26 protein-coding genes are annotated in these 24,223 nt (G+C 67.8%); 11 read left to right on the forward strand and 15 right to left on the reverse strand.

Annotated features, from left to right (window positions below; all coding sequences use genetic code 11):
* Positions 1–10: 10 nt before the first annotated feature.
* The 4 genes from AC3WOH_RS03610 to AC3WOH_RS03625 form a co-directional block, all read right to left on the reverse strand.
* Complete coding sequence (locus tag AC3WOH_RS03610) at positions 11–1,342, reverse strand: ABC transporter substrate-binding protein (protein WP_492228044.1); 1,332 nt, start codon at positions 1,340–1,342, stop codon at positions 11–13.
* Between the two features lie 17 nt (positions 1,343–1,359).
* On the reverse strand, positions 1,360–2,319 hold the full coding sequence (locus tag AC3WOH_RS03615) for a TauD/TfdA dioxygenase family protein (protein ID WP_492228045.1): 960 nt from the start codon (positions 2,317–2,319) through the stop codon (positions 1,360–1,362).
* A 138-nt stretch (positions 2,320–2,457) separates the two neighbouring features.
* Complete coding sequence (eutC, locus tag AC3WOH_RS03620) at positions 2,458–3,258, reverse strand: ethanolamine ammonia-lyase subunit EutC (RefSeq protein WP_492228046.1); 801 nt, start codon at positions 3,256–3,258, stop codon at positions 2,458–2,460.
* Positions 3,255–4,649, reverse strand: a complete 1,395-nt coding sequence (locus AC3WOH_RS03625) for an ethanolamine ammonia-lyase subunit EutB (protein ID WP_492228292.1) — start codon at positions 4,647–4,649, stop codon at positions 3,255–3,257. The genes eutC and AC3WOH_RS03625 overlap by 4 nt, the downstream gene beginning before the upstream one ends.
* Positions 4,650–4,836: 187 nt before the next feature.
* On the opposite strand from AC3WOH_RS03625, the gene AC3WOH_RS03630 reads away from it, so the two are divergent.
* The 5 genes from AC3WOH_RS03630 (at position 4,837) to AC3WOH_RS03650 (ending at position 8,976) form a co-directional block, all read left to right on the forward strand.
* Positions 4,837–5,763, forward strand: a complete 927-nt coding sequence (locus tag AC3WOH_RS03630; protein WP_492228047.1) for a TauD/TfdA dioxygenase family protein — start codon at positions 4,837–4,839, stop codon at positions 5,761–5,763.
* A gap of 63 nt (positions 5,764–5,826) precedes the next feature.
* The gene (locus AC3WOH_RS03635) at positions 5,827–6,861 is read left to right on the forward strand and encodes an ABC transporter substrate-binding protein (protein ID WP_492228048.1); all 1,035 of its coding nucleotides are present in this window, start codon (positions 5,827–5,829) and stop codon (positions 6,859–6,861) included.
* A gap of 14 nt (positions 6,862–6,875) precedes the next feature.
* Positions 6,876–7,886, forward strand: a complete 1,011-nt coding sequence (locus tag AC3WOH_RS03640; protein WP_492228049.1) for an ABC transporter ATP-binding protein — start codon at positions 6,876–6,878, stop codon at positions 7,884–7,886.
* Positions 7,883–8,764 carry an ABC transporter permease gene (locus AC3WOH_RS03645; RefSeq protein ID WP_492228050.1) on the forward strand — a complete coding sequence of 294 codons (882 nt, stop codon included), beginning with the start codon at positions 7,883–7,885 and terminating at the stop codon, positions 8,762–8,764. The genes AC3WOH_RS03640 and AC3WOH_RS03645 overlap by 4 nt, the downstream gene beginning before the upstream one ends.
* Positions 8,765–8,781: 17 nt before the next feature.
* Positions 8,782–8,976, forward strand: coding sequence for a DUF2905 domain-containing protein (locus AC3WOH_RS03650; RefSeq protein ID WP_492228052.1), 195 nt, complete (start codon positions 8,782–8,784; stop codon positions 8,974–8,976).
* Positions 8,977–8,986: 10 nt separating this feature from the next.
* Here the strand turns inward: AC3WOH_RS03650 and otsA are convergent, their stop codons facing one another.
* The 3 genes from otsA to otsB form a co-directional block, all read right to left on the reverse strand.
* Positions 8,987–10,366, reverse strand: a complete 1,380-nt coding sequence (otsA, locus tag AC3WOH_RS03655) for an alpha,alpha-trehalose-phosphate synthase (UDP-forming) (protein ID WP_492228054.1) — start codon at positions 10,364–10,366, stop codon at positions 8,987–8,989.
* A 61-nt stretch (positions 10,367–10,427) separates the two neighbouring features.
* Entirely contained in the window at positions 10,428–12,254 is a 1,827-nt protein-coding gene (locus tag AC3WOH_RS03660; protein WP_492228055.1) for a glycoside hydrolase family 15 protein, read from the reverse strand.
* The gene (otsB, locus tag AC3WOH_RS03665) at positions 12,251–12,988 is read right to left on the reverse strand and encodes a trehalose-phosphatase (RefSeq protein WP_492228056.1); all 738 of its coding nucleotides are present in this window, start codon (positions 12,986–12,988) and stop codon (positions 12,251–12,253) included. The genes AC3WOH_RS03660 and otsB overlap by 4 nt, the downstream gene beginning before the upstream one ends.
* A 238-nt stretch (positions 12,989–13,226) precedes the next feature.
* On the opposite strand from otsB, the gene trxC reads away from it, so the two are divergent.
* Entirely contained in the window at positions 13,227–13,667 is a 441-nt protein-coding gene (gene trxC, locus AC3WOH_RS03670; RefSeq protein ID WP_492228057.1) for a thioredoxin TrxC, read from the forward strand.
* 6 nt (positions 13,668–13,673) lie between these two features.
* Here the strand turns inward: trxC and AC3WOH_RS03675 are convergent, their stop codons facing one another.
* From AC3WOH_RS03675 to AC3WOH_RS03690, 4 genes are read right to left on the reverse strand one after another with little or no spacing between them, the layout of a single operon-like run.
* Complete coding sequence (locus AC3WOH_RS03675) at positions 13,674–14,159, reverse strand: DoxX family protein (RefSeq protein WP_492228058.1); 486 nt, start codon at positions 14,157–14,159, stop codon at positions 13,674–13,676.
* Between the two features lie 12 nt (positions 14,160–14,171).
* Positions 14,172–14,948 carry an HvfC/BufC family peptide modification chaperone gene (locus tag AC3WOH_RS03680; RefSeq protein ID WP_492228059.1) on the reverse strand — a complete coding sequence of 259 codons (777 nt, stop codon included), beginning with the start codon at positions 14,946–14,948 and terminating at the stop codon, positions 14,172–14,174.
* A complete protein-coding gene (bufB, locus tag AC3WOH_RS03685; protein WP_492228060.1) occupies positions 14,939–15,775 on the reverse strand; it encodes an MNIO family bufferin maturase in 837 nt (278 codons plus the stop codon). Before bufB ends, AC3WOH_RS03680 begins: the two co-directional genes overlap by 10 nt.
* 20 nt (positions 15,776–15,795) lie before the next feature.
* Complete coding sequence (locus tag AC3WOH_RS03690) at positions 15,796–16,089, reverse strand: BufA1 family periplasmic bufferin-type metallophore (protein ID WP_184858859.1); 294 nt, start codon at positions 16,087–16,089, stop codon at positions 15,796–15,798.
* A 204-nt stretch (positions 16,090–16,293) separates the two neighbouring features.
* Here AC3WOH_RS03690 and AC3WOH_RS03695 point away from each other — a divergent pair, with 204 nt between their 5' ends.
* Both AC3WOH_RS03695 and AC3WOH_RS03700 read left to right on the forward strand, forming a co-directional pair.
* The gene (locus AC3WOH_RS03695; RefSeq protein WP_184858857.1) at positions 16,294–16,836 is read left to right on the forward strand and encodes a sigma-70 family RNA polymerase sigma factor; all 543 of its coding nucleotides are present in this window, start codon (positions 16,294–16,296) and stop codon (positions 16,834–16,836) included.
* Complete coding sequence (locus tag AC3WOH_RS03700) at positions 16,833–17,474, forward strand: NrsF family protein (RefSeq protein ID WP_492228061.1); 642 nt, start codon at positions 16,833–16,835, stop codon at positions 17,472–17,474. Before AC3WOH_RS03695 ends, AC3WOH_RS03700 begins: the two co-directional genes overlap by 4 nt.
* Before the next feature lie 4 nt (positions 17,475–17,478).
* Here AC3WOH_RS03700 and AC3WOH_RS03705 read toward each other — a convergent pair whose 3' ends face one another.
* Positions 17,479–18,723, reverse strand: coding sequence for a multifunctional CCA addition/repair protein (locus AC3WOH_RS03705; RefSeq protein WP_492228062.1), 1,245 nt, complete (start codon positions 18,721–18,723; stop codon positions 17,479–17,481).
* Positions 18,724–18,810: 87 nt separating this feature from the next.
* On the opposite strand from AC3WOH_RS03705, the gene AC3WOH_RS03710 reads away from it, so the two are divergent.
* Together AC3WOH_RS03710 and AC3WOH_RS03715 are read left to right on the forward strand one after the other, a co-directional pair.
* Complete coding sequence (locus tag AC3WOH_RS03710; RefSeq protein WP_492228063.1) at positions 18,811–19,266, forward strand: hypothetical protein; 456 nt, start codon at positions 18,811–18,813, stop codon at positions 19,264–19,266.
* Positions 19,267–19,426: 160 nt separating this feature from the next.
* Positions 19,427–21,004, forward strand: coding sequence for an SEL1-like repeat protein (locus AC3WOH_RS03715; protein ID WP_492228064.1), 1,578 nt, complete (start codon positions 19,427–19,429; stop codon positions 21,002–21,004).
* 129 nt (positions 21,005–21,133) lie between these two features.
* On the opposite strand, the gene AC3WOH_RS03720 is transcribed toward AC3WOH_RS03715, so the two are convergent.
* The 3 genes from AC3WOH_RS03720 to AC3WOH_RS03730 all read right to left on the reverse strand — a co-directional run bounded on the left by AC3WOH_RS03720 (position 21,134) and on the right by AC3WOH_RS03730 (position 22,501).
* The gene (locus AC3WOH_RS03720) at positions 21,134–21,442 is read right to left on the reverse strand and encodes an NIPSNAP family protein (RefSeq protein WP_492228293.1); all 309 of its coding nucleotides are present in this window, start codon (positions 21,440–21,442) and stop codon (positions 21,134–21,136) included.
* Between the two features lie 10 nt (positions 21,443–21,452).
* The gene (locus AC3WOH_RS03725; protein WP_492228065.1) at positions 21,453–22,139 is read right to left on the reverse strand and encodes a glutathione S-transferase family protein; all 687 of its coding nucleotides are present in this window, start codon (positions 22,137–22,139) and stop codon (positions 21,453–21,455) included.
* A gap of 107 nt (positions 22,140–22,246) precedes the next feature.
* Positions 22,247–22,501, reverse strand: coding sequence for a hypothetical protein (locus tag AC3WOH_RS03730; protein ID WP_492228066.1), 255 nt, complete (start codon positions 22,499–22,501; stop codon positions 22,247–22,249).
* Between AC3WOH_RS03730 and AC3WOH_RS03735 the strand changes: the two genes are divergently transcribed.
* Positions 22,482–24,125, forward strand: coding sequence for a sensor domain-containing diguanylate cyclase (locus tag AC3WOH_RS03735; protein WP_492228067.1), 1,644 nt, complete (start codon positions 22,482–22,484; stop codon positions 24,123–24,125). The genes AC3WOH_RS03730 and AC3WOH_RS03735 overlap by 20 nt on opposite strands.
* The last annotated feature ends 98 nt before the right edge of the window (positions 24,126–24,223 follow it).

Raw genomic sequence — 24,223 nt, forward strand, 5'->3', positions numbered from 1 at the left:
GGCTGGCCCGTCACAGGTTCTGCCCCGCGCGCTTGAGCTCGGTGATCGACTGCGCCTGCGCCTGCTGCAGCGCCTGCTTGGCGCTGGCCTGGCCCGAGGCGATCAGCGCGATCGCCTTGTTGAGCTGCTGGTCCACCTGCGGGTAGACCGACACCGTGCGGTACTTCATGTGCCCGGTCTTGGAGGCCAGCTCGATCGAGTCGAGTGCCAACTGCGCCAGGTCGTTGCCGTTGATGACCTGCTTGGCGCGGAACTCCTTGGAGTCGATGTCCGAGCGGCGCGCGGGCGAACCGTAGCCCGCCAGCACCGCCTTGCGCGTGGTTTGCTTGGACAGTGCCCACTGGATGAAGGCCCAGGCGGCCTCCTTGTTCTTCGAGCCTGTGGGAATGCCCAGGCCATGCACGGCCGTGCCTGGAAAGCGCCCGGCCGGGCCTTTGGGCACCTGGCCGAACTTCAGCGTCTTGATCGTCTTGCTCGTGGCGGCATCGCCGAGTTGCGCCAGGTGCAGTTGGCCCGCGTCGGTGAAGTTCACGCGGCCAAGCTTGAGCGCCTGGGTCACCTGGTCGGGCGTGTAGGTGATGGCGCCATCGGGCCCGAACTCGCGCAGCAGGCTGGCGTAGTACTCGGCCGCGGCAATCGCCTCGGGCGTGTCGAGCGTGGGGTACAGGTCGTCGGGCGCCCTGCGGAACACGTCACCGCCAAAGGCGTGCAGGTAGGGCACGAAGGTCCAGCCGTAGTGGCTGTCGGAGACGAAGCCCGCCACGCGCTCCTTCTTGTTCACGGCGCGCAGCACCTTGACCAGGTCGTCCGTGGTGTCGGGGTAGGCCAAGCCGGCTTGCTGCACCAGGTCGAAGCGCGACGAAGCGGACAGCAGGGCCTCGGCGGTCCATGGGATGCCATAGAGCTTGCCGTCCTTGCCGGTCTCGGGCGCGCGGGCGCCGGGCAGGAAGTCGTTCACGTCCCAGTCGGCGGGCGTGAGGTTGGGGTTCTTGATAAAGTCGTCGAGCGGGGTGAGCCAGCCCGAATTGATCCAGCGGCTCGAATAGATGAAGGTCACGTTGACCACGTCGTAGGCCGAACCCTTGGTGGACAACTCCAGATCGGCGCGCTGGTTGTAGACCGGGAAGGAGGGTGCGTCGAAGTTCACCTTGGCGCCCGTGAGCGCCTCGAACTCGGGCAGGAACTGCTGCAGCAGCTTGGGGTAGGCCGCGCTGAAGGTCGAGACGTTCAGGGTCACGCCCTGGAACTTCTTGGCGCCGCTCTGGGCCTGGGCAAAGCCGGGCAGCAGGGCGGTGGCACCGAGGGCCGAAGCGGCCTGGAGCAATTGGCGTCGTTGGGTCATGGGGATTTTTCCTGGTGTCAGGCCGTGGCGGTGATCAAGGTGTCGATCTGCGCGTCGTTGGTGGCTTCGGGGCGCGTGCGCGTGCGGCTCCTGCGGCCATCCACGGCCACGGCCGGGTCGCCGTGCACGGTGACGCGGCGCACCAGACGGGCCTGGTTGCCGTAGTCGTTGATCGCGAAATGCTGGGTTGCGCGGTTGTCCCAGATCGCCACATCGTCCTGCTGCCACTGCCAGCGCACCGTGTTCTCCAGGCGGATCACGCGGTTCTGCAGGATTTCGAAGATGCGCGCCGATTCGGTGCTGGAGAAACCCGCGATCTTCTTGACGAAGTGGCCCAGCAGCAGCGCGCGCTCGCCCGACACCGGGTGCACGTGCACGACAGGGTGCTCGGCTTCGTACACGGCCGAGACGAAGACCTTGCGGTGGTGGTTCAGGCGCTCCTCCTCGACCACCACGCGCTCGGCGCCGTAGTCGTAGTCGTTGCTGTGCACGGCCCACAGGCCGTCGGCCAGGCGTTTGAGGTCTTCGGGCAGGCGCGCATAGGCGGCCGCCGTGTTGGCCCATACCGTGTCGCCACCGTAGGCCGGGATCTTCACACCGCGCAGGATGCCGTACTTGGGGAAGGCATCGAGAAAGGTCACGTCGGTGTGCCACGAATCGGCGCGGCCACCACCCTTGGAGGCGTCGAGCTCGAAGATGCGCGTGCCCGCGGGTGAGGGCACAGTGGGGTGGGCCACCGTCTTGCCCAGCAGGGCGCCGAAGGCCTGGTGGCTGGCATCGGTGAGGTGGGCCTGGCCGCGGAAGAACAGCACCTTGTGCTGCACCAGCGCGGCAGTGAGGTCGGCGATGGTGGCGCCATCCAGTTCGCCTGAAAGCTTCAGGTCCAGGACTTCACCGCCCAGGCTGCCGGCCACGCGGCGGATGCGCAAATTCCCGAAGGAGGTATCGATGTTGGATGGGGACGGGGTCGCGCTCACGGGCAGGCTCCAGCAGTGGGGGGAGCGCCGGATTCTGCGGACCCGGGGCCCGCCTGCGAAGCAAGGAAAACCGATATCCAAGCTGCCGAAACATTCGGCAATATCGAAAGCAGTGAAAGTTGGGTAAGCGCGTCCGTGTTACCTATCGGGCAGTTGGCCGCCGGAAGGCGTGGCATCCAGGGTGACCGCATCGCTGCGGTCCTTGAGGCCAATGCCCGTGAGGCCCAGGCGCCTGGCCTCCACGCACAGCCACCACAGGCGCGCCGCCGCAGCCGCGGGCGCCAGGCCTTCGGCCCGCACGTTGGAGATGCAGTTGCGCTCTGCATCGCTGCGGCCCAGCTGGGGCTGCCAGGTGAGGTAGATGCCCAGGCTGTCGGGCGAGCTCAGGCCCGGGCGCTCGCCGATCAGCACGGCCACCATGCGCGCGCCCAGCAGCGCGCCCACCTCGTCGCCCAGGGCCACGCGCGCCTGCGTGGCGATGGCCACGGGCCCCATGTGCCAGCCCTGCGGGGTGCCTTGCACGGTGGCCTGCACCAGGGGCACGGCGTTGCGCTCGATGGCCAGCGCCGAGAGGCCGTCGGCCACGACCAGCAGCAGGTCGCAGCCTGCCTGCGGTGCATCGCCGAGCCGCCGTGCGTCGGCTGCGTCCAGGCGCCGACCCAGGTCGGGGCGCAGCAGGTAGGTGGCTCGATCGGGTGCGGCGCTGGCCACGCGCAGCGTGGTGCAGCCCAGGCCGGCGAGCTGGGCTGCCAGCGCATCGGCATCGAGCGGCAGGTGCACGGCATCGCGCGCCTGGGCGTGGGCCAGGCCGAAGTCGAGCAGCTCGCGCGTGGGGATGGCCGTGCCGGCGCGGCCCAGGGCCAGCCGGGCGGCAGTGTGGGCGCGCAGGTCGCCCCAGAGGTCGGGCTGCGGGCCGATGGAGGGGGCAGGTTGGGTCATGTGCGCATGCCTATCTGCCGCAATTGGGCAATGGCGGTCTGTTGCTGCGCGGCGGGCAGCAGCCGACCCGCATCGTCGGCCAGGTGCATGCGCTGCAACCAGGCCTCGAACTCGGGGGCACGCTTCAGGCCCAGCACTTCGCGCAGGTAGAGCGCGTCGTGGAACGAGGTGCTCTGGTAGTTGAGCATGATGTCGTCGGCCCCCGGCACCCCCATGATGAAGGTCAGGCCCGCCACGCCCAGCAGGGTCATCAGCGTGTCCATGTCGTCCGAATCGGCCTCGGCATGGTTGGTGTAGCAGACGTCGCAGCCCAGCGGCACACCGAGCAGCTTGCCGCAGAAATGGTCTTCGAGGCCGGCACGGATGATCTGCTTGCCGTCGTACAGGTACTCGGGCCCGATGAAGCCGACCACCGTGTTGGTGAGCAGCGGCGAGAACGCGCGCGCCACGCCGTAGGCCCGCGCCTCGCAGGTCTGCTGGTCCACGCCGTGGTGGGCGTTGGCCGACAGGGCGCTGCCCTGGCCCGTCTCGAAGTACATCACGTTGTCGCCCAGCGTGCCGCGTTTCAGGGACAGGGCGGCCTCGCGCGCCTCGCGCAGCAGGGCCAGGTGGATGCCAAAGCCTGCGTTGGCCTTCTGCGTGCCTGCGATGGACTGGAACACCAGGTCCACAGGCGCCCCTTGCTCGATCATCTGCACGGTGTTGGTCACGTGCGTGAGCACGCACGACTGCGTGGGGATCTGCAGCGTGGAGACCACGCCATCGAGCATGTGCACCAGCCCGGTGAGGGCGGCAATGCTGTCCGTGGCCGGGTTGATGCCGATCACCGCGTCGCCCGCACCGTAGAGCAGCCCATCGACCATGGAGGCCGCGATGCCGCGCAGGTCGTCGGTCGGGTGGTTGGGCTGCAGGCGCACGGCCAGGTGGCCCGGCAGGCCGATGGTGTTGCGAAAGCGCGTGACCACGCGGCACTGGCGCGCCACGGCCACCAGGTCCTGGTTGCGCATGAGCTTGCTCACGGCAGCCACCATCTCGGGCGTGAGGCCGGGGGCCACGGCGGTGAGCGCGGCCGTATCGGCCGCCAGCAGCCAGTCGCGCAGGCCGCCCACGGTGAGGTGGGCAATGGGGGCGAAGGCCGTGGCATCGTGCGTGTCGATGATGAGGCGCGTGACCTCGTCGCTCTCGTAGGGCACCAGCGCCTCGTTCAGGAAGCGGGGCAGCGGCACATCGGCCAGGCACATGCGCGCAGCCATGCGCTCCACCGCCGATTGCGCGGCAATGCCGGCCAGCGCATCGCCCGAGCGTGCGGGCGTGGCCTTGGCCATGACCTCGCGCAGGTCGTTGAACAGCCAGCGCTGGCCGTGGAGGGTGTGGTGGTAGGTCGCCGGCATCGGTGCAAGCATGGGTGGGCCGTGGCAATGATGGCATGCCCTTGCAAGCGGTGTGCCATGGTGCGGGAAATCGGTCTTAGCTGTTTTGGTTGTTAATAACCAAAAAAACATTCGTTCCCAGAATAAAAGCCTCCACCTAGAGTGCAGACCTCAGGGCACACCTGCCCAGATTCCCACGAGGTTTTCCATGTCGGCCGTTCTGTCTTCCGCATCCGCTTCCCCGTCTGCCCACCATGGCGATGCGCCGCCGCAAGGCCTGGTGATCCGCTCCATCGTGGGCGCAGCCGGCCCGCTGGGGGCCGAGGTGCTGGGACTGGACCTGTCGCGCCCGCTGGGCCGTGAGGACTTCGCGCGCATCCACCGCGCGCACCTGGACCACCATGTGCTGGTGTTCCGCGACCAGCGCATCACGCCCGCGCAGCATGTCGACTTCAGCCGCCGTTTCGGGCCCTTGCAGATCCATGTGCTCAAGAACTTTCAGCTGGCGGGCCATCCCGAGATCCTGATCGTCTCCAACATCAAGGACGCCGCCGGCCAGCCCATCGGCCTGGGCGATGCGGGCCACTACTGGCATTCGGACCTGTCGTACAAGGACAAGCCCAGCCTGGGCTCGCTGCTGCACGCGCAGGAACTGCCGGGCGAAGGCGGCGACACCCTGTTCGCCGACCAGCACGCCGCCTACGACGCGCTGCCCGAAGCGCTCAAGGCCCGCATCGCGCCGCTCAAGGCCGAGCACAGCTACCTGGCCAAGTACGAGGAACTGCGCGCGCGCAGCCCCTGGCGCCCGAAGCTCACGCAGGCACAGATCGACGAGGTGGCGCCCTCCATCCACCCCGTGGTGCGCACCCACCCTGAAACAGGCCGCAAGGCCCTGTTCGTGAGCGAGCACTTCACTACGCGCATCGTCGGCCTGCCCGAGGACGAAAGCCAGGCCCTGTTGGCCGAGCTGTTCGCCGCCAGCGTGCGCCCCGAGTTCACCTACCGCCACCAGTGGCAGCCGCACGACCTGGTGTTCTGGGACAACCGCTCGGTGACCCATCTGGCGGCCGGCACACCCGACAGCGAGCGGCGAAAACTCTACCGAACCACCATCGAGGGCGATCTGCCTTTCTGAGGCGTGGCTCCCCCAAGCGCTTGAAGCATCTCTCTTTTTGACCCCACACAGGATTCCATGACCATGTTCCAGACCACCCGCCGCCGCATCGTGCGCAAGACCATCGCCGCCCTGGCCACCGCCGGGCTGCTGGCCGGCGGGCTGAGCGCCACGGCCCACGCGGCCGAAGGGCAGCTGCGCATTGCGCAGCAGTTCGGCATCGTCTACCTGCTGCTCAATGTGGCGCAGGAAAACAAGCTGATCGAAAAGCACGGCAAGGCCGCGGGCGTGGACATCAAGGTGGAGTTTTTGCAGCTGTCGGGCGGCTCTGCCGTCAACGACGCGCTGCTGTCGGGCAACATCGAGATCGCCGGAGCGGGCGTGGGCCCGCTGTTCACGCTGTGGGATCGCACCAAGGGCCGCCAGAACGTCAAGGGCGTGGCTTCGCTGGGCAATTTCCCCTACTACCTAGTGAGCAACAACCCGGCCGTGAAGACCATTGCCGACTTCACCGACAAGGACCGCATCGCACTGCCGGCCGTCGGTGTCTCGGTGCAGTCGCGCGTGCTGCAGATGGCATCGGCCAAGCTCTGGGGCGACAAGGAGTTCAACCGCCTGGACAAGATCCAGGTGGCGCTGCCGCACCCCGATGCAGCGGCCGCCATCATCAAGGGCGGCACCGAGATCACGGGCCACTTCGGCAATCCGCCTTTCCAGGAGCAGGAGCTGGCCGGCAACCCCAAGGCGAAGATCGTGCTCAACTCGTACGACGTGCTGGGCGGCCCCGCATCGGCCACCGTGCTCTATGCCACCGAGAAATTCCGCAACGAAAGTCCCAAGACCTACAAGGCCTTCGTCGATGCGCTGGACGAGGCGGCCAAGTTCGTCGCCGCCAACCCCGAGAAGGCGGCCGACATCTACCTCAAGGTGGCCGGCGGCAACACCGACCGCGCACTGCTGCTCAAGATCATCCAGAACCCCGAAGTACAGTTCAAGGTGCGCCCCGAGAACACGCTGGGCATGGGCCAGTTCCTGCACCGTGTGGGCGCCATCAAGAACCAGCCGACCGCGCTCAAGGACTACTTCTTCGACGACGCGCACACGGCGTCGGGCAACTGAAGGACCATGCGGGCATGAGCGAGCACACCATCCGGCTGGGCCCCTTCTCGCCGCCGCTGCAGAGCGAACGCGCGGCGCTGGAGGACGAGGTACAGGCCCTGGGCCTGGCTGGTGCCAATACGGCCGTGCCTGCCAGTTCTTCCGCAGCGCTGCTGCAGGTGCAGGGCGTGAGCATCGACTACCGCACGCGCGAGCGCGTGGTGCGTGCCACGCACCGCGTGGGCTTCGACGTGCATGCGGGCGACCGCTTCGTGCTGCTGGGCGCCTCGGGCTGCGGCAAGTCCACCTTGCTCAAGTCCATCGCCGGCTTCATTGCGCCGAGCGAGGGCCAGATCCTGCTGGGTGGCCGCGCCGTCACGCGGCCCGGGCCCGACCGCGTGGTGGTGTTCCAGGAGTTCGACCAACTGCCGCCCTGGAAGACCGTGCGCGACAATGTGATGTTCCCGCTGCTGGCCTCGCGCAGCGTGGGCCGCAAGGAAGCGGCGGAACGTGCGGCGCTCTACATCGACAAGGTGGGCCTGTCCAAGTTCGCCGATGTGCACCCGCACCAGCTCTCGGGCGGCATGAAGCAGCGCGTGGCCATTGCGCGCGCGCTGGCCATGCAGCCCCAGGTGCTGCTGATGGACGAGCCCTTCGCCGCGCTCGACGCCCTCACGCGCCGTCGCATGCAGGAGGAACTGCTCTCGCTGTGGGACGAGTTCCGCTTCACGCTGATCTTCGTCACCCACTCCATCGAAGAGGCCTTGGTGGTGGGCAACCGCATCGCCATCCTCTCGCCGCACCCGGGGCGGCTGCGCGCCGAGGTCAACAGCCACCAGTTCGGGCTGCACAGCCTGGGCGGTGCCGACTTTCAGGCCACGGCCCAGCGCATCCACCGCCTGCTGTTCGATGAACCCGGTGCGGCGGCCGTGCCGGGCTCCGTGCAGGCCGATGCCGAAGCCCTGGCGCCCGGCCGCCGTGATGGTGTGCCGCTCATCCCTCCACAGCGGCCCGCGGGTTCGCTGCCTTTTCAGATCTCCGTATGAGCGCTTCTTCCTCCCTGCTGACCCCTCCCGTGCGCCCCGAGTTCGAGCGCAGCCTGGAGCCGCTGGGCGGCATCGCGCCCGTGCAACCCTTGCCGCTGGCGGCGCGCATCTGGCAGCAAGCCTGGGTGCGCAAGCTGGTGATCCTGGCGGTGCTGGCCGTGCTGTGGGAGGTGGTTGCGCGCTGGCAGGACAACGACCTGCTGCTGCCCACCTTTTTGCAGACCGCCAGGGCCCTGGTTGAGGGCCTGGCCTCGGGCGAGCTGGTGGCCAAGACGGCGATCTCGCTGTCGGTGCTGCTCAAGGGCTATTTCGCAGGCATCCTGGGGGCGTTCCTGCTCACCACGCTGGCCGTGTCCACGCAGTTCGGGCGCGACCTGCTGTCCACGCTGACCTCCATGTTCAACCCGCTGCCCGCCATCGCGCTGCTGCCGCTGGCGCTCTTGTGGTTCGGCCTGGGGCAGGGCAGCCTGGTGTTCGTGCTCGTCCATTCGGTGCTGTGGCCGCTGGCGCTCAACACCTACGCAGGCTTCCAGTCCGTGCCCGAAACGCTGCGCATGGCCGGGCGCAACTACGGCCTCAGCGGCATCCGCTATGTGCTGCAGATCCTGGTGCCGGCCGCGCTGCCCTCCATCCTGTCGGGCCTGAAGATCGGCTGGGCCTTTGCCTGGCGCACGCTGATCGCGGCCGAGCTGGTGTTCGGGGCGTCGTCGGGCAAGGGCGGCCTGGGCTGGTACATCTTCCAGAACCGCAACGAGCTCTACACCGACAAGGTGTTCGCGGGCCTGGTGCTGGTGATCCTGATCGGCCTGGCGGTCGAGAGCCTGGGTTTCCATACGCTGGAGAGGCTCACGGTGCGCCGCTGGGGTGTTTCCAGGTAGACGCCTACACTCGGGGCATGCTCCGCTGGTTTCTCGTCGTCTTTCTTGCGCTGATGTTCATCAGCTGGCTGTCGCCCATGCTGCGGCGCATCGGCTTTGGCAAGCTGCCGGGTGACCTGCGCTTTCGGTGGAGAGGGCGCGAGTGGGATATCCCGCTCGCCTCCACATTGCTGCTGAGCTTCGTGGCCAGCCTGATCGCGAAGTTCGTTTGAAGGGCTTCACTCACTCGCTGGCGGCCTGCAAGGCCTCCAGGAAGGCCTTGCGCCACCAGTGCACATCGTATTCGCGGATGCGCGCCATGAGCTTGCCGTGCCGCGCCTGGCGCTCGGCCAGCGGCATCTGCAGGGCCTGCTGGATGCTGTCGGCCGTGCCCTGGGTGTCGTAGGGGTTCACGAGCAGGGCTTCCTTGAGCTGCTCGGCCGCGCCGGCAAAGCGCGAGAGCACCAGCACCCCCGGGTTCTCGGGGTCCTGCGCCACCACGTATTCCTTGGCCACCAGGTTCATGCCGTCGCGCAGCGGCGTCACCAGCCCTACGGCCGCGGCGCGGCACAGGCCGGGCACGCGCTTGCGCGCCACCGTGCGGTGGATGTAGCGCACGGGCATCCAGTCGAGCTCGCCATAGTCGCCGTTGACCGATCCGCACAGGCCTTCGAGCTCGTGGCGCAGGTCCGAGTAGGCATGCACGTCGTCGCGCGAAGGCGAGGCGATCATGATCATCGTGGCGCTGTTGCGGTTCTCGGGGTAGCGGTCGAGCAGCTCGCGGTAGGCGCGCACGCGGTGCGGTATGCCCTTGGAGTAGTCGAGCCGGTCGATGCCCAGCAGCAGGCGCCGGCGCGAGTATTCATCGCGCATGTTCTCGCAGGTTTCCACGGCCTCGGGTGCCTGCGTGAGCCGCGTGAACTCGTCCACGTCGATGCCGATGGGAAAGGCCTGCACCTGCACCGTGCCGCCGAACGCGCGCAGGCGCTGGGCGCCCACTTCCTCGGCACTGCCCTCGTTGCGCACATAGCGCGTGAAGTGCGAGACATCGGCCTCGCTCTGCAGGCCCACCAGGTCGTAGGCGAAGAGCGAGCGCATCAGCCACTCGTGCTGGGGAATGGCCGCCATGATGAGCGGCGGTGGCATGGGGATGTGCAGGAAGAAGCCGATGCGTTGGCGGCAGCCCATGGCGCGCAATTCAGCGGCCAGCGGGATCAGGTGGTAGTCGTGCACCCAGATGGTGTCGTCCTCGCGCAGCAGTGGCATCAGCTTGCGCGCGAACATCTGGTTCACGCGGCGGTAGCCCGCGACGTAGCTGGCGTTGAAGTCGGCCAGGTCCAGCCGGTAGTGGAACACCGGCCACAGCACGCTGTTGCTGTAGCCCTGGTAGTAGGTGTCGTGGTCTTCGCGGCACAGGTCCACCGTGGCCAGGGTCACGGGCCCGGCCTGGCGGGTGTGGAGCTCGCCCTCGCCGGGTGTGCCGCCCTCGACGACGGTGCCGCTCCAGCCGAACCATAGCCCTCCGGTCTGGTTCAGTGCCTCGCCAAGGGCGACCGCAAGGCCTCCTGCGGCAGGTTTGCGGGGATCGGCCAGGCGATTGGAGATGACGACAAGACGGCTCATTGTCCGATGATCCGTGCAGACCGTCGGTGGTCCCTGTCGGACAGGGCCGCGAACTGGCGCCTCAAATCACGCTGTCCCAGCGGGCCGACAGGCGCACGGCCGCGTTGATCACGCCCACCATCGAGTAGGTCTGCGGGAAGTTGCCCCACATCTCCCGGGTTTCGGGGTGCGTGTCTTCCGACAGCAGGCCCAGGGGGTTGCGTGCGGCCAGCATGGTCTCGAAAATCGCGCGCGCCTCGTCCTTGCGGCCGATGCGGGCCAGGGCATCGATGCGCCAGAAGGTGCAGATGTTGAAGGCCGTCTCGGGCTTACCGAAGTCGTCGGCGGCCTCGTAGCGGCGCATGTAGGGGCCATCGCACAGACTCTTTTCCATGGCCTCGACGGTGCTCACGAAGCGCGGGTCCCTGGGGTCGATCAGGCCGACCTCGGCCATCAGCAGCACGCTGGCGTCGAGCTCGTTGCCGCCAAAGCTCTCGGCAAAGGCCTGGCGTGACTCGCTCCACGACTTGGTGATGATCTCTTCCTGCATGCGCCGGGCATGGCCATGCCAGTACTCGGCGCGGTCGGGCAGGTTCAGGGCTGTGGCGATCTTGGCCAGGCGGTCGCAGGCCGCCCAGCTCATCAGGGCCGAGGAGGTGTGCACGCGCGCGCGCGTGCGCAGCTCCCACATGCCCGCATCGGGCTGGCCGTAGACGCGCACCGCGTTCTCGCCCACCTGCTCGAGCCGCGTGAATTCGCCCAGGCCCGCGCGGTGCAGCAGCCGGTGGTCGTGGAAGGCCTGGGCCGCGCCCAGCACGATGTTGCCGTACACGTCGTGCTGGAAATGCTCGGCCGCCTGGTTGCCCACGCGCACCGGGCCCATGCCGCGGTAGCCGGCCAGCTGCGGCACCAGGGACTCGGGCAGCTCGCGCTCCAGGCCGATGCCGTACAGCGGCTGGATGTGGCCGCTGCCGGCATCCACCACCACATTGCTGAGCCAGCGAAGGTAGTCCTCCATGGTGCCCACCTCGGAGATGCTGTTGAGCGCACGCACCACAAAAAAGGCATCGCGCAGCCAGCAAAAGCGGTAGTCCCAGTTGCGCCCGCTGTGGGCCGACTCGGGGATGCTGGTGGTCATGGCCGCCACGATGGCGCCCGTGTCCTCGTACAGCGAGAGCTTGAGCGTGATGGCCGCGCGGATCACTGCGTCCTGCCACTCCAGCGGCACGGCCAGGGCCCGGCTCCAGCCACGCCAGTAGGAGGTGGTCTCCTGCTCGAACAGGCGCGCCGTGTCGGCGATGCCGTCGAGCAGGCTTTCGTCGGCGCCCAGGATGAAGTTGTGCTCGCGCGTGAGCACGAAGGGCTGGCCCGAGAGCACGTGCGATACCGGCGCATCGGTGGACAGGCGCAGCGCCATGCTGCCGCCCACATAGCGGATGTGGTTGCTGCCACGCGTGATCTGCGGCGCGGTCTGGCCCCAGTCGTAGCGTACGTTGATGGCCACGCGGATGCGTGGCGAGCCCTGGATGGGGCGCACCCGGCGCACCAGCGTCATGGGCCGGAAGAAGCGCGAGCGGCTGAAGAAACGCGGCGCGAAGTCGGTGATCTCCACGCCGTGTCCGGCCTTGTCGAACAGCTGGGTGCGCAGGATGGCGGTATTGGGCTCGTACCACTGGTGCGCAGAAGCCATGTCTTCGATCTCGATGGCGAAGTGGCTGCCCTCGTCGCCCGGCTGCAGCAGGGCATTGAAGACCGGGTCGCCATCGAAGCGCGGCAGGCAGCACCAGACCATGCGGGCCTGGCTGTCGATCAGGGCGCTGATGGCGCAGTTGCCGATCATGCCCAGGTTGAGTGAGCCTTGCTGCGGGGCGGCGGCTGCGTTGTCGTTCTTGTCGTTCGTGGTCGTCATCGTGCGCGCTCCCAGGAGGTTCGTGCCGCCGACAGCCAGCCACGCAATGCGGCCGGTGTCATGCAGCGGTGGTGTGCCTGCGTCGGGCCTTCGCCCACCTTGATGCCCCAGCCGCCCAGGGCATGCACGGCGGCAAAGCCGGCTTCATCGGTCACGTCGTCACCGGCGAAGACGGGCATGCGGCCCGCAAAGGGCGGCTGTGTCATGAAGTCGGTGATGGCCTGGCCCTTGTCCACGCCACGGGGCTTGGCTTCGAAGACGAACTTGCCTTCCATGAGTTCCAGGCCATGCACCTTGCGCAATGCAATCAGCATGGTCTCGCGGCACAGGTCCTCCAGGTGCGGCGCCAGCCGGTAGTGCAGGGCCACGCTGGCGCGCTTGGGCTCGACCAGCAGGCCGGTGTGCTGCGCGGCCAGTTGTGTGGTGGCCTGGAGCACGGGCTCCAGGTTGGGCGGAGTGATGGCCGGGCGCGATCCATCGGCCAGCCGGTACTGCGAGCCGTGCTCGCTGGCCAGCGGCAGGCGCAAGGGGTCCAGGAAGTGGTCGATGTCGCTCTCGCGCCGGCCCGTGACGATGGCCAGGGCACCATCGAGGTGCGTGCTCAGGGCGGCGAGCGTGGGGACCAGGCCCGAAGAGATGCGCACGGCCTCGGGCCGGGGCGCCATCTCGGTGAGGGTGCCGTCGAAATCAAGAAAAAGCGCATGGGCTGTTGTCAGGGAAGGGAGCAGCTGCATGTGGCCGCACCTTAGCAGACGGGTCGGGGCCTCGCCAGCTCGCCACCGGCACCTGGCCGGCGCCCCAGGCCCACCCCGGCCGCGCTGCAAAGCCGCGCCAGGCTTGGGCCTGTGCAGGATGGGGGCTTGCAAAGGGAGGGCTGCATCCCCATTGTCACAAGATGAAAATGGCCATTTGTCTTACAGGCAGCACCATCTGCCCAGCGCACGCTGCAGCGTGCTCCACGGAGATTTTTGCGTGAACGAAGAAGCATCCCCTCACATCGTCTGCCCCCATTGCCACACCACCAACCGCGTCAAGCGGGCGGACTTCTCGAGCGCCCCCGATTGCGGCAGCTGCCACCAGCCCCTGTTTGCCGGCGCGCCGGTGTCGTTGGATGCCGCGTCGTTCGACAAGCATGTGGGCCGCAGCCATCTGCCCGTGGTGGTGGATTTCTGGGCGCCGTGGTGCGGCCCCTGCCTGCAGATGGCGCCGGCCTTCGCGCAGGCCGCCAAAGACCTGGAGCCGCAGGTGCAGCTGGCCAAGCTCGACACCGAGGCGCACCAGGCGATCGCTGGGCGTTTTGGCATCCGCAGCATCCCGACCATGATCCTCTTCAAGGAAGGGCGCGAGGCTGCGCGCATTTCGGGGGCCATGAACGCTGCCGACATTGCGCGCTGGGTGCGCAGCGTGGGCTGACCGCGCTCAACGGATGCCGAAGAGCCGGTCGAGGGAGCGTGTTCCCGCGCCGCGACCGGCCAAGTAGAGCAGCAGGCCGGCCCACGACAGGTGCGTGGGCCAGGCGTCGGGGTAGACGAAGACCTGGATCACCAGCACCATGCCCAGCAGCGCCAGGGCCGACAGGCGGGTGAACAAGCCCAGCACCAGCAGCACCGGGAACAGGTGCTCGGCCACGGTCGCCATCTGTGCCGCCAGTTCGGGCGGGAGCAGGGGCAGCTTGTACTCCTCGCGGAACAGCAGGTAGGCGCTGTCCGAGATGGTGAACCAGCCCTCCACCTTGGTGCGGGCCGACATCCAGAAGATCGCGGCAATGCCCAGGCGGTTGGCAAGGGCCAGCAGGCTGTGGGGCGTGGCCCATTCCAGCAGGCCGGCCAGCCGGGCCAGCGCATGGCGCGGGCCCGAGGCGGGCACCGTGGGCGTGGCAGGGGGAAACGAAGAGGTGGTGTTCATGGGGTGTCCTTCTCAGCGGGAATTCGGGGCGGGTGGCTGGCACAGTGCGCCGGCCTGCAGCAACTGGACCAGAAGCCCGCCCAGGTCGGCACCGGGATCGGCGGCCAGGGCCTGTTCGGCGGCCTGCCCCAGCGTCTGGCCTGCGGCACAGGCGTTCAGGAAATCCAAGCCCGCGCGCTGCAGCGGCCTCCACTGCACGCCGCCTGCGGGCCGGGTGAGCAGGGCGCCATCGCCCTGCCAGGGTAGATCGGCATCCATGGCTTCGCCGTTGCGTTGGCGTTGCCAGAGCGTGCAGGCCGGGTGGTCTTCGCTCCAGGCCCAGCGGGCCGCGGGGTGGGGCACCAGGTGCATGCCCGCCAGGGCATCCGGTGCCTGCGCGGCCAGCCAGGCGGCATCCAGCGCCGGGGCATCGGCCGCCAGGTGGCTTTCGGTCCAGCAGCGGTCCAGGTGGGCCACGCCGGGCAGGTAGGGCAGGTCTGCCGCGGGCGCAAAGCTCTGCAGGAAGCGGGCGAAGCCTTCGCCGTAGGCCATCAGGCGCGCATCGCGTGGGGGCTGTTCGTGCACAAAGACAGCGGCCGCTGCGCGCAACCAGTCTTCTCCGACCATGGTGCCCGCCGTGGGGTAGTTGGCCAGCAGGGCGTCGATGCAGCCCTTGTGCACCGTGTTGCGGTACACCGCAAAGCCCGGCTGGGCTTGCAGTGCAGCCAGCCATCCCGGCGCCTCGGCGTGGGGCGGCGACTGTGGCAACAGTGCGTTCGCCAGGCCTTCCTGGAAGTGGCTCAGTTGCATGGCAAGGCCTCCAGGGCCGCATGGGCCTGCGCACGTTCGGCGCGCAGCACGTCGAGTGCGGGCAATTGGTCGTCGCGTTCGATCAGGGTGGGCACCGGGCCGGTGCGCTCGATCACGCGCTGGTACAGCGCCCACACGGCGCCGGCCACGGGGGCATCGTGGCTGTCGATCAGCAGGGCATTGCCCAGCGTGGGGTCGGCCTGGTGGCCGGCCAGGTGGATCTCGGCCACGGCATGCAGGGGGAAGGCGTCCAGGTAGTCCTCGGCGCGCGTGCTCAGGTTGTGGGCGCTCACATGGACGTTGTTCACGTCCAGCAGCAATTGGCAGCCGGTGCGGCGCACCAGCTCGGCCAGGAAGTCGGTCTCGGCCCAGTCGTGGCCGTTGAGGTGCAGGTAATGCGTGGGGTTCTCGATGGCGATGGGCCGCCCCAGCACCTCCTGCGTGCGACCGATATTGGCCGCCACGCGTGCCAGGGCCGCGTGGGTGCGGGGGAAGGGCAGCAGGTCGGGCAGGTACCGGCCGCGCCAGGTGGACCAGGCCAGGTGTTCGGAGACGATGGCCGGCTCGATGCGCCGCGCCAGGGCCGCCAGCCGGGCCAGGTGCGCCTCGTCGGGCGGCGCATCGGCCGCCAGCGAGAGCGATACGCCATGCAGTGCCACCGGGTGCCGGGCGCGGATGGCCTCCAGCCAGGCCAGGCGGGGGCCGCCATCGGCCAGGTAGTTCTCGGGGTGCACCTCCCACCACAGCCCGGGGTCCGTGCATCGCAGGGCCTGTTCGTAGTGCGCGGGCTTGAGCCCCAGGCCGGCGGTGAGCGGCGGCGAGTCCATGGCGGGCAACCGGGGCTGGATCAGCTCTTCATGGGGGTGAGCGAGCCCATGCCCTTGGGCGTCTTGATCGAGGCGCAGGTGCCGGCCGGCACGAACTTCCAGGCATTGGCCTGGTAGTCCACCTTGGACGTGCCCGCACAGGTGGTGCCGGCGCCGGCGGCACAGTCGTTCTTGCCGGCCAGGGACACGCCATAGCACTTTTCCATGGCGGGCTTGGCCGCTTCGGCGGGTTTGTTGGTCTGGGCCAGGGCGGCGCCGGATGCGAGAGCGGCAAGGGCCAGGGCGCCGAGGCTGAGGGAAGAACGTGCGGTCATGTCGGAATCTCCGTTGGGCTGAGGGGGTTGTGGAACAGACCGGAGGGGCTGCGGCTGCGAATGCGCTGCGGCCACCGATCTGCGCTGTAATTCGCACTGGCGGAGCGCCGGGTTACACCGCCTGCAAAAAATCCAGACAAAAAGAAATTGCCATCCGCTGTAACCCGTGGGCCCCGCAATGCGAATACCGGTGAGGGAGAACGCATGGAGATCGAAGAGCGACTGCGCAGCCTGCTGCTGCTGGGACTGGACGCCGATGCGGCGGCCTACCAACGGTTCCTCAAGGAGCTGAGTGCCCACCTGCGCGCCTTTCTGCGCCGCCGGTTGGCGCAGCGGCCCGATGAGGTGGAGGACCTGGTGCAGGAGACCTTGCTGGCGGTGCACAACCAGCGCCATACCTACCGGACCGACATGCCGGTGACGGCCTGGGTGCATGCGATCGCGCGCTACAAGCTCATCGACTGGCTGCGCTCGCACCGGGTGAAGGAGGCGCTCAACGATCCGCTGGACGATGCCAACGAGCTGTTCTCCAGCAGCGACAGCGAGGCGGCCCAGGCCCGGCGCGATCTGGGGAAATTGCTGGAGACGCTGCCCGACCGGCAGCGCCTGCCCATCCAGCATGTGAAGCTGGAGGGCTTGTCGGTGGTGGAGACGGCGCAGCTCACGGGGCTGTCGGAGTCGGCAGTCAAAGTCGGCGTGCACCGGGGCCTCAAGGCCCTGGCCGCCAAGATCAGGGGAATGGCATGAAAACCGATGAATTGATCCAATTGCTGGCCACCGATGCCGGCCCGGTGCAGGCCCAGGCCATCGAGCGCCGTTTTGTGCTCGCCTGCCTCGCCGGCATGGCCGGGGCGGGTGTGCTGATGGTGGCGGTGTTCGGCGTGCGCCATGACCTGGCGCAGACCCTGGTGCTGCCCATGTTCTGGACCAAGCTGGTGTTTGCCGCGGCACTGGCCATGGCCGGCCTGGCGCTGCTGCGCCGCATGGCGCGCCCGGGCATGGCCGTGGGCCGCGCCGTGGCGCTGGTGGCCGTGCCGCCGCTGGTGCTGTGGGCCATGGCCGGTGGGGCGCTGTCGCAGGCCGACCCTGGCGAGCGGATGGCCCTGGTGCTGGGCAGCACCTGGCGCACTTGCCCCTTCAACATCGCGCTGCTCTCCGTGCCGGCCTTTGTCGCGGGTTTCTGGGCGCTCAAGGGCGCGGCCCCCACGCAACTGGCCTGGGCTGGCGCCGGGGCGGGCCTGTTGGCGGGAGCGTTGGGCGCGCTGGTCTATGCCCTGCATTGCCCCGAAATGGCCTCGCCTTTCATCGCCGTCTGGTACCTGGCCGGCATGGCCCTGCCCACGGCGGTGGGCGCCGTGCTCGGTCCCCGCCTGCTGCGCTGGTAGCTGCTCAGCGGGCTGGGTGGGCCGACAGCCACTGGGCCACGGCTTCCACGCGGGCCTGGTGGATCAGGTCGCCCACCTGCGGACCCGACAGGCCCTTGGCAGCCGCCTTGGCCGCGATCTCGCGTGTGACCACCGACTGCGCAGCCGCCAGCACGGCCAGCAGGCGCGGGCGCTGCGGGTAGCCGTTCTCCTCCATGCCAAGCCGGCCGCGCGCATCGCACTCGCAGGCCAGCAGGATATCGGGCATGCGCCCGGGCTTGCGCAGCGCGTCGCAGCGCTCCAGCAGGCGCACCAGCGGCGCAGCAGCCAATTCTCCGCTGCGGTGGATATTGCCATGCTCGCGCGCCACCACGTCGGCGATCTCGCGGCAGTCCACGGGCACGCGCAGGCGCTCGGCCACGTCCTGCAGCAGTTCGGCGCTGCGCCGTTCGTGGTCGATGTGGCGCGGCAGCACATCGGCCGGTGTCGTGCCCTTGCCCAGGTCGTGCGCCAGGCAGGCAAAGCGCACGGTAAGCGGAGCGTCGAGCCGTGCCGCCATGTCCAGCACCATCATCAGGTGGATGCCGGTGTCCACCTCGGGGTGGTGCTCTGCGCGCTGGGGCACCCCCCACAGGCGCGCCACCTCGGGCAGCAATACCTGCAAGGCCCCGCAGTCGCGCAGCACCTCGAACATGCGCGAGGGCTTGGCTTCCATCAGCCCGCGCGCCAGCTCCTGCCACACGCGCTCGGGCACCAGGTGGTCCACCTCGCCATCGGCCACCATCTGGCGCATCAGCGCCATGGTTTCGGGCGCCACCGTGAAATCGGTAAAGCGCGCAGCAAAGCGTGCCAGGCGCAGGATGCGCACCGGGTCTTCGCGGAAGGCCTCGGTCACATGGCGCAGCACGCGCGCCTGCAGGTCCCGCTGGCCGCCGTAGGGGTCGACCAGGGTGTCCGGCGCATCGGGGCTCCGGGCAATGGCGTTGATGGTGAGATCGCGGCGCGAGAGATCTTCCTCCAGCGTCACCTCGGGTGAGTTGTCCACCACAAAGCCGCGGTAGCCGCGCCCGCTCTTGCGCTCGGTGCGTGCCAGCGCATATTCCTCGCGTGTCTCGGGGTGCAGGAATACCGGGAAATCGCGGCCCACGGGCAGGTAGCCCTCCGCGAGCATCTGCTCGGGCGTGGCGCCCACCACCACCCAGTCGTGGTCATTCACGGGGCGCCCGAGCAGCGCGTCGCGCACGGCGCCCCCTACCATGTAGATTTGCATGGTGGCAGTGTAGGGGAGCTGCCGGCAAGACCGTCCACACGTTCTCAGGCCGTATAGTGCGTCCCTCACCAGCCCACGGTCGGCGCCATGTCCATCTCCTCGTCCCTCACCATCGCGCAACCCAACCCCGACGGCAGCATCCCCGTGCCCACGCCGCCCGACGCTGCTGCCAATGCCGCGGCCGAGGCCCTGCAGCGCGAAGCGCAGTTCGAGGCGATGCAGGCCCAGCTGGAGACCCTGCAGGAGATCCTGGCCAAGCCGCTCAATGAGATCCTGGCCGACCGCGACAAGTTCAAGGAGACCGCCGCGGCCTGGGATTCCTATGGCGCCATGTGGATGCTGTCGCAGCGCGCCATGAAGCGTGTGGCGCTGGACCTGGCGGCGCAGCAGGGTGTGGGCGAGGAGGAAGTCGTGGCCCGCGCCATGCGCCATGCCAATGCGGTGCTCAATGGTGATGGCGAGGACCTGGGCGGCATCGTTGCACAGGCCCAGTTGGCGCACATTGCGCGCCACCGGGCCTTGTTGCGCAAGCAGTTTCGGTAGCGATCCTGGTGTGCAGGAGGCGTGGCCGACGGCTGAGAAGTCTGCAACAATTGTGGAGCATGCAAGATGCCGCTTTGCGACATCACGCTTGCGCAACGACCGAAGGCCGTCGTTGGCGGGTGGTAGTCCGCATCTCAACCCCGAACAAAAGCCCGTGCACATGAAACTGAACGAGCGATTGAAGTCCGCCTGGACCTCTTTTTTTGCGCCAACGGTTCACGCGCCTTTGGTGACTGCCGAATTTGAAAGAGGCATGAAGGCGCTCCTGGAGCAAGGCGACTACGCAGCCGCCTTGATTGAGTTCAGTGCCGGTGCAGACCAGGGCGACGCGGGCTCTCAATATGAGCTGGGCAGAATGCATGCGCGGGGTCAAGGCGTACACCAGGACGACCGCGTTGCCGTGCATTGGTACCGCAAGGCTGCCGAGCAGGGACATTCCAATGCCCAGAACGATCTGGGGCTCATGTACGGCGAAGGTCGTGGTCTGCCGCAGGATCATGGCGAAGCGGTGAACTGGATCCGCAAGGCGGCTGATCAAGGGCTTGCCTTGGCGCAGTACAACCTGGGTCACCAATATGCCGATGGCGAAGGTGCTCCCCAAAGCGACAGAGAGGCGGTGTCCTGGTACCACAAGGCGGCCGGGCAAGGCTTGGCAAGCGCCCAAAACCAACTGGGCTTCATGTACAGCGAGGGGCGTGGCGTGCCGCAAAGTCATGTGGACGCAGTGAACTGGATCCGCAAGGCGGCCGAACAAGGGCTTGCTTTGGCGCAGTACAACCTGGGCCTGAAATATGCCAACGGCCAGGGCGTATATCGAGACGATCATGAGGCGGTGATCTGGTATCGCAAAGCCGCTGAGCAAGGCTATGCACTTGCCCAGAACGACCTGGGCTTCATGTGCAGCGAAGGCCGTGGCCTGCCACAAAGCCATGGCGATGCAGTGAACTGGATTCGCAAGGCCGCCGAGCAGGGGCTTGCCATGGCTCAATACAATTTAGGCCACAAGTATTCGTTTGGGCACGGTGTGCCCAGAGACGACCAGGAGGCGGCGCGTTGGTATCTCATGGCCGCCGAACAAGGGCATGCAGGTGCTCAGTACAACCTGGGCCACAATTACGCCAATGGGCTGGGCGTGCCACAAGACAATAGTGAGGCGGTTTGCTGGTATCACAAGGCTGCGGAACAAGGGTACGCAAGCGCCCAGAGCGATCTTGGTGCCATGTACAAGCGCGGTCTCGGGGTGCCGCAAAATCACGCCGAGGCAGTGAGCTGGTACCGAAAAGCGGCCGAGCAAGGGCTTGCTGCCGCACAGACCCGTCTGGGGTTTGCATATGCCAATGGCCAAGGCATAGCCAAAGATGACAGCGAGGCTGTGCACTGGTACCGCAAGGCCGCGGAGCAAGGGGATGCAGTTGCCCAGGGCGACCTGGGCTTCAGGTATTTCGATGGCCGGGGTGGTCTGCCTCAAGACGATGCCGAAGCCGTGAGGTGGCTCCGCAAGGCTGCCGAACAGGGCTATGCGACAGCCCAGAACAACCTGGGCATGTTGCACGAGCATGGCTTTGGCGTGGCTGCCAACCCCGTGATTGCCTATGCGCTGTTCAACCTGGCGGCGGAGCAAGGCGATGACAAGGCTGTGGACAACCGTGCCCGCGTGGCCGAACTGCTTTCCTCCGAACAGGTCGACGAGGCGCTGGCCATGTCAGGTTCATGGAGAGTGGGCATGCCGATGCCATAGGACCAAGTCCTGGACAGCACCTAACGCCAAACCTCCTGCCCTCGAACCACGCCAAAGCTGCACTCCCCCTGTACAGGCTTGCAGGCCGCTGCCCAACTGAGCGGGCTGAACCATCCCCCACGCTGGTTCTTAATGGAAAACCGGCCGGAAGAAGCTGCGCTCGTAGCTGATGATGCAGCCCGTTTCTTCCGCATAGCGGAAGGCGGCCTGGCACTCGGCATCTTCCATGGAGCGCTGGCGGTAGACCTCGTAGCTCGCCAGGCTCTCGAAGGTGAACAGCGCCAGTGCGATGTTGTTGGCGCCCTCGCTGGGCATGAAGTAGCCGTGGTGCTGGCCGCCGAATTTCTCGACCAGTGGGATCCACAGCTTGCCATAGTGCTCGAATTCCTTGAGCTTGGACGTGTTGAGCACGTAGCGCAGGTAGATGGTGACGGCCATGCGCTGCTCCTCAAACATGGCGCAGGCGGTAGGGTTCCTCGAAGTCGAGGAAATCCTTCTCGGCCAAGGCGTCGTCGATCCAGGCCTTCACGCCGGGCAGGGCGCGCACGCGCTGCACGTAGGCGGCGATCTGCGGTGGCAGGGGCAGGGCGTAGCTGTGCAGGCGCATGCACACGGGGGCGAAATAGGCGTCGGCCACGGTGAACTCGCCGAACAGCAGCGGGGCGCCGTGTTCCGCGAGCAGGGCGCTCCACATGTCCACTAGGCGCTGCACGTCGGCGCGCACACCGGCCTTGTCGCGCCAGATCAGGGCGCCGGTGGTGGCCAGGTCGGCCTCGATGTTCATCGGGCAGTTGCTGCGCAGGGCGGTGAAGCCGCTGTGCATCTCGGCGCAGACGCTGCGCGCGCGGGCACGCGCCTGGGCGCTGGCGGGCCAGAGCTTCTTGTCGGGGTGGGTTTCGGCGACATATTCGGCAATGGCCAGGGTGTCCCAGACCACCAGGTCGCCGTCCACCAGCACGGGCACCTTGCCGGTGGGGCTCACGGGGCCGATGGCGCGCTTGAATTCGGAGTCGGCTTCGAAGCTGTCGAAGCGCACGCGCACCTCGTCGAATGCGATGCCCGCCTGGCGCAGCAGCACCCAGGGGCGCATGGACCACGAGGAGTAATTCTTGTTACCGATATAGAGCTTTGGCATGGATGGCACTCTTTGCAAGGGGAAATTTGGGCAAGACTTTCCATGCTAACGCCGGCCGGTGGCTTGTGCCAATGACCGATGGGCGGGTTTTTGATGCGCAGTACGCATCAAAGCCGGTGCGCGGCGCTGGAATGGGGCACTGCGGCACAATTCAGCGCTTTGTCGCCTGTTTTCTCCTCCGGTCCGTCCGGACCGGCGTCGCTGATGCGCTCGTCGTCTTTTTTGTACTTTTTCTTCAAGGTTTGGTGGTGTCTGCTGGTGTGGGTGGCGTGCTGGCCCGCGTCCGTCCAGGCTGCGGAAGAGCGCGATGTGCCGGCCCTGCTGTCCGCGAAGGCCGGCGGCATGTCCATCGTGCCGTTCATGGGCATGTTTGAGGACACCGGCCGCACGCTGGACATCGCGCAGGTGCGCACCCCGGAGAACGAGGCCCGCTTCGCCTACCCGGATAATCCCCTGAAGGGCGCCGAATCGGACCGGGTGCTCTGGTTCCGCGTGCGCCTGCAACTGGCCGACCCGGCTGACGCCCTGCGCGACTTCCTGCTGCTGGTGCCCACCGTTTCCACGCACGAGCTGCGCTTTTACGGTCCCTACAACGCCCAGGGGCGCGCGCTGGGCGACCCGGTGGTCACCGGCATGCGCCACCCGTGGGCCACGCGTCCGGCGGACTCGGAGCAGATGGCCTGGCGCTTCAAGCTGCCCGACGACGGGGTCTACACCGTGTACTTCCGCGTCGAGTCGACCTTTGCCCGCTTTTATGCCGCACGTGTCTGGGATCTGGCGGACTACCTGCAGGAGACCCAGGACAAGCGCATGTTCGATGGCGTCTGCTACGGCCTGCTCATGGGCCTGGCGATCTTCAGCACCGTGATGCTGCTGGTGTTCCGCGAGAGCATCTACGCCTGGTACTTGGTGTCCTGCATCGGGGCATTGCTGGCGCTGGCAGGTTTCAACGGCCACACGCTGCGCTACCCCTTTGCCCACTGGCCGGCGGCGGCGGGTTTCTTCTACAGCATGGCCCCGCCGCTGTGGGCCATCTCCAAGCTGATGTTCGGGCGCAGCCTGCTGCGGCTTTCGGACTACGCGCCACGCGTGGACAAGGTGGTGCTGGCCATGGTGGCCGCGCTGGCGCTGGCTGCCGTGTACGGCCTGCTGGGGTCACACCCGCTGTGGCTGTTCCGCCTGGTGCAGGCCTCGGTGGTGGCCTCCACCGTGGTGCTCACCGTCGGCGCCGTGATGGCCATGCGGAGGCGCTACTGGCCGGCCGTTCTCTACTGCCTGGGGGTCACCATTCTGCTGCTGGGTATCTGCGCCATCATCGTCGCGAGCTGGGGCTGGGTGGCCTGGACGCCGCAGCAGATGGACATGACGCAGACCGTGCTGGTGGCCGAATCCATCGTCTTCGCGGCCGCCATGGCGTCGCGGGTGCGGCTGCTGCGCCGCTCCGAGCAGGCGCTGACCGTGCGCACCCAGGAACTGGTCGAGGCCCTGGGCACCGACGCGCTCACCGGTGCCGCCAACCGCGCAGGCCTGACCAGCCACGGCGAGGCCGCCATCCGTGCCGGCCAGCCGTTCGCGCTGCTGCTGCTGGATCTGGACGGCTTCAAGGGCGTCAACGACACCTATGGCCACGCCGCAGGCGACGCCGTGCTGGTGGCCATGGTGCGCCGCCTGCGCGCCCAGCTGCGCGCGGGCGACCTGGTGGCCCGCCTGGGAGGGGATGAGTTCGCCGTGCTGATCGCGGGCAGTCCTTCGCGTGACGTCATTGCCGCCATGGCCCGGCGCATGGCGGCCAGCGCCGCCGAACCCCTGGTCTTCGAGGGCCGCGCCCTGGTCGTGGGCATGAGCCTGGGCATCGCCTGCCACCCGGCCGATGGCCGCACCCTGGCCGACCTGCTGCGCGCCGCCGACAGCGCCATGTACACCTGCAAGCGCCGCCCCGAAGGCGGCGACTGCTACGCCTTTGCCTCGGAACTGCGGGCCGGCTGAGCCTTTCCGGGTCCCAATCCGTCACTGGCCCCGGAAAAGGGCGCACCCCCATACCAGGGCCACCGTGGAACTGGCTTTGCCAGGCCACTGGTGGCGTC

It is taken from the genome of Acidovorax sp. FW305-C-20-28 (assembly GCF_058783375.1).